This is a genomic window from Mesorhizobium sp. WSM4837, from assembly GCF_055811435.1.
In genome coordinates this window covers 1-3,986 of the sequence record NZ_JBVVQE010000152.1, presented here as the reverse complement: position 1 = coordinate 3,986, position 3,986 = coordinate 1, and the positions used below count along the sequence as shown (strand labels likewise).

The following is a 3,986-nucleotide window of genomic DNA, read 5'->3' as shown; positions in this document are numbered from 1 at the left end:
ACCGTGCTCTCGCTATATTTTTGCTGAGCCGCAACGTGAGTGATCGCCTTATCAATAACGTCCCGGTGTTCGCCGGAGAGATGGGGATAGCGGGTAGCACGGGCGCCACTCGCGACAGGTTCGGCTCGGCGCGGCTCGGCCACGTGCTGCTCAAAGCCCGCTTGCCGGGCCTGGTCCGCAACCGGCAAGAGGTCATGGCGGTCCAAGGAAGAGAGCATCGCGTCTGGGACGGGTTGAGTCCCATGGGAGAAGTCTTTGGGGACGGCGAATGAGACGTTTATGGAGTTCTCGATGGCAGCGGGGGGTGCCTCAGACCTTGCGAAGGGCGCTGCCTCCGCATGCAGCCTTCCGATGTGTTCGGACCATGTCCCTTGAACAGGTACCCCTTCCAATGGCAATTCACCCAACTGCTGCATGGGGGGCTGCATCGGCACGCGGCCGCCTGAATTACCGATTTCGCTCAGCGGCTGCTGAATGGCGGTGGCTTGCGGCGTATTCAGGGCCCTCTGCCTCTCCGCTGGCCGCAACAGCGCTGTGTAATGTTCAGTGTTGATGATGACGCCCCCGGTGTTGCTCCTGTCAGGTGTACTCGTCAGCTCGTGCTGGGCCTCGCGCGACTTGCTCAAGTGCTGGTCAAACGGCGCTGGCGCGACTTGTCGGGCTTGCTGCTCTTGCAACACGGCTTGTTGCGACCCGGCTGCTGCAAAAGCTTCCGCGGGGATTGCGGCAAGCTCGTGCGGCAAGCGGCCCTGCCTCAGTCGGTTTTGCAGCGCCTGCCGGTCGGCAACGAGGTCGTCGAGGTGCAGCGGCCGCTGCCGTTCCGGCCACTCTTGGTTCGCCAATCTCTGAACCAGCGCGCGCGTGCCATCCACCACGAAGACGCCGCAATCAACACCGTTGTTCTGCTGCGCCATGACGGGTGTCACCACGGTGGTCGCGTCCAGTCTTGTTGCGAGCTCTAGTGCAGGCGCGTTGTTGTATCCCCGTCCATAGCTCTGATGGATGGAGTCGTAGTGATAGGCGACCGTTCTTTCCGGGTCGCGGCGATCTACGAGCAGCAGCGACCAATGCTCGTTGCGTCCCCCATTCTCCGCCGTAGCCAAAGGATTGCCACTGTTGACCGGCAGGAACACGAAGTCGGCTGCGACGTCGTTTTGATAATAGATGGACAGCACCGTACCTTGCACGTCCCCGTCGTGACGGCGCAGTTGCTGGGAGACCAAGGGATCCACCAGCCGCGTTCGGGCGGCGAGCGCTGGGTGGGCCGCCTGCAGGTACTGCTCCAGCAACTGGTAATCCCTGTGGATATGGGCGTCGTCCAGCAGGTCGGTGGCCCCGAGAACCGCCCCCCGGGGGAGGTTGGCCGAGCCTGACGGAAGCGCTCCGATCCGTGCATCGGAAGAGGTGGTCAGATCGACTAACGGAACACCGCGATAGGTGTCTGACAGCCTCGCGGTCGCTGGCGAGACGGGTCCTGCAGCCCTTGCCGGTACTGCTGCCGCTGCAGCTGCACTCATCGGACCGCGATCGACGAGCCAAAAGTCGTTGCGCTCCTCTGGCCTCTCGGCGGTGTAGCCCTGACCTTTAATCTCGTAGTTCCATTTCGGGTTTTCCGCATCCGGCACGAGGTCATGGCGGTCCAAGAAAGAGAGCATCGCGTCTGGGGCGTGTTGAGTCCCATGGGGAAAGCCTTTGGGCACGGTGAATGAGACGTTTATGGAGTTCTCGTTCGTAGCGGGGGGTGCCTCAGACCTTGCGAAGGGCGCGGCCTCCGCATGCAGCCTTCCGATGTATTCGGACCTTGTCCCTTGAACCGATAGCCCTTCCAATGGCAACTGCTGCCTGGGAGGCTGCATCGGCACGCGGCCGGCTGAATTGCCGATTTCGCTCAGCGGCGGCTGAATGGCGGTGGCTTGCGGCGTATTCAGGGCCCTCTGCCTCTCCGCTGGCCGCAACAGCGCCGTCGAATGTTCATTGTTGATGATGAACCGCTCGGGTGGCAGGAGGTTGCCCCGGTCAAGCGCATCCGGCCAGGGCCGGTGTTGGCTGGCAGCTAACGCTGGCGGGGCGGCGGCCTCAACTCCGGCGTGCCCAGAGCCGGCCGCCGCGAAAGCGTCCGTCACGCTTCCGTCTGACGCGGACTCCGCATCGCGAACCCGTCGCAACGCCCAGCGGAGTTTGCGGCTGCCTGGAAACAACGTCTCGGCGAATTTGATCCGCGAATCATGATCCAGCCCAGAGATCGTCAGGCCCCGACTCTCAAGCTCCTCAGAAAATCTGCGAAGACCACGACCATAGTCAACACGGGTGATTGAGGCCAAGCTGCTGTCACTGGCCACTTGTTCCAAGACATGCGCGTCTGCCTTTGAGGGCACCGGCACTCGCCACGGGACAGTCGCTGAATAGCCCGGCTCATGATACGCACGCAGGACGTTCAACGCCGTCTTTATATTACGGTTTTTCGGAAAGAAACTATCGAGGTGATCGACCAGGGATTGGTGATTTTTTAGATCAGTCGCTTGGCCGCGAGCGCCGAGATCATTCGCCAATCGGCGAAGCGCAGACGAGTATATTCGAAGCGTCTCCGCGCTATGGTGTTGCTGAGCCGCAGCGTGGCCGATCGCCTTATCAATAACGTCTCGGTGTTCGTCGGACAGATGGGGATAGCGGGTAGCACGGGCGCCACTCGCGACAGGTTCGGCTCGGCGCGGCTCGGCCACGTGCTGCTCAAAGCCCGCTTGCCGGGCCTGGTCCGCAACCGGCAAGAGGTCATGGCGGTCCAAGGAAGAGAGCATCGCGTCTGGGACGGGTTGAGTCCCATGGGAGAAGTCTTTGGGGACGGCGAATGAGACGTTTATGGAGTTCTCGATGGCAGCGGGGGGTGCCTCAGACCTTGCGAAGGGCGCTGCCTCCGCATGCAGCCTTCCGATGTGTTCGGACCATGTCCCTTGAACAGGTACCCCTTCCAATGGCAATTCACCCAACTGCTGCATGGGGGGCTGCATCGGCACGCGGCCGCCTGAATTACCGATTTCGCTCAGCGGCTGCTGAATGGCGGTGGCTTGCGGCGTATTCAGGGCCCTCTGCCTCTCCGCTGGCCGCAACAGCGCCGTCGAATGTTCATTGTTGATGATGAACCGCTCGGGTGGCAGGAGGTTGCCCCGGTCAAGCGCATCCGGCCAGGGCCGGTGTTGGCTGGCAGCTAACGCTGGCGGGGCGGCGGCCTCAACTCCGGCGTGCCCAGAGCCGGCCGCTGCGAAAGCGTCCGCCACGATGCTGTTGAGGTCACCCCGTCCAGCGGGCATGCCTGGGTCGCTGAAAAGAGACGAGGCGGCTTGATCATCCTGCCGTCGCTCAAGCCCTTCGCTCAATTGTTCTAGTCGCAGAACCTCTTCTGGATTGGTTGGCGACTCGTCAGCTTGATCGAACAGCCTCCGGGCCTCGGCAAGGTGCTGCTCAAAGCTCGCTTGCCGGGCCTGGCCCGCAACCGGCAAGAGGTCATGGTGGTCCAAGGAAGAGAGCATCGCGTCTGGGGCGGGTTGAGTCCCATGGGAAAAGCCTTTGGGGACGGTGAATGAGACGTTTATGGAGTTCTCGATCGTAGCGGGGGGTGCCTCAGACCTTGCGAAGGGCGCGGCCTCCGCATGCAGCCTTCCGATGTATTCGGACCTTGTCCCTTGAACCGATAGCCCTTCCAATGGCAACTGCTGCCTGGGAGGCTGCATCGGCACGCGGCCGGCTGAATTGCCGATTTCGCTCAGCGGCGGCTGAATGGCGGCGGCTTGCGGCGTATTCAGGGCCCTCTGCCTCTCCGCTGGCCGCAACAGCGCCGTCGAATGTTCATTGTTGATGATGAACCGCTCGGGTGGCAGGAGGTTGCCCCGGTCAAGCGCATCCGGCCAGGGCCGGTGTTGGCTGGCAGCTAACGCTGGCGGGGCGGCGGCCTCAACTCCGGCGTGCCCAGAGCCGGCCGCTGCGAAAGCGTC

The 3,986-nt window shown here is 62.7% G+C and carries 1 protein-coding gene; it reads right to left on the bottom strand.

Annotated features, from left to right (window positions below; translation table 11 throughout):
* The coding region (locus tag AC0L3D_RS36100; RefSeq protein WP_473647465.1) for a Ulp1 family isopeptidase at positions 1–3,512 on the bottom strand (3,512 nt) is incomplete at its 3' end.
* Positions 3,513–3,986 lie beyond the last annotated feature (474 nt).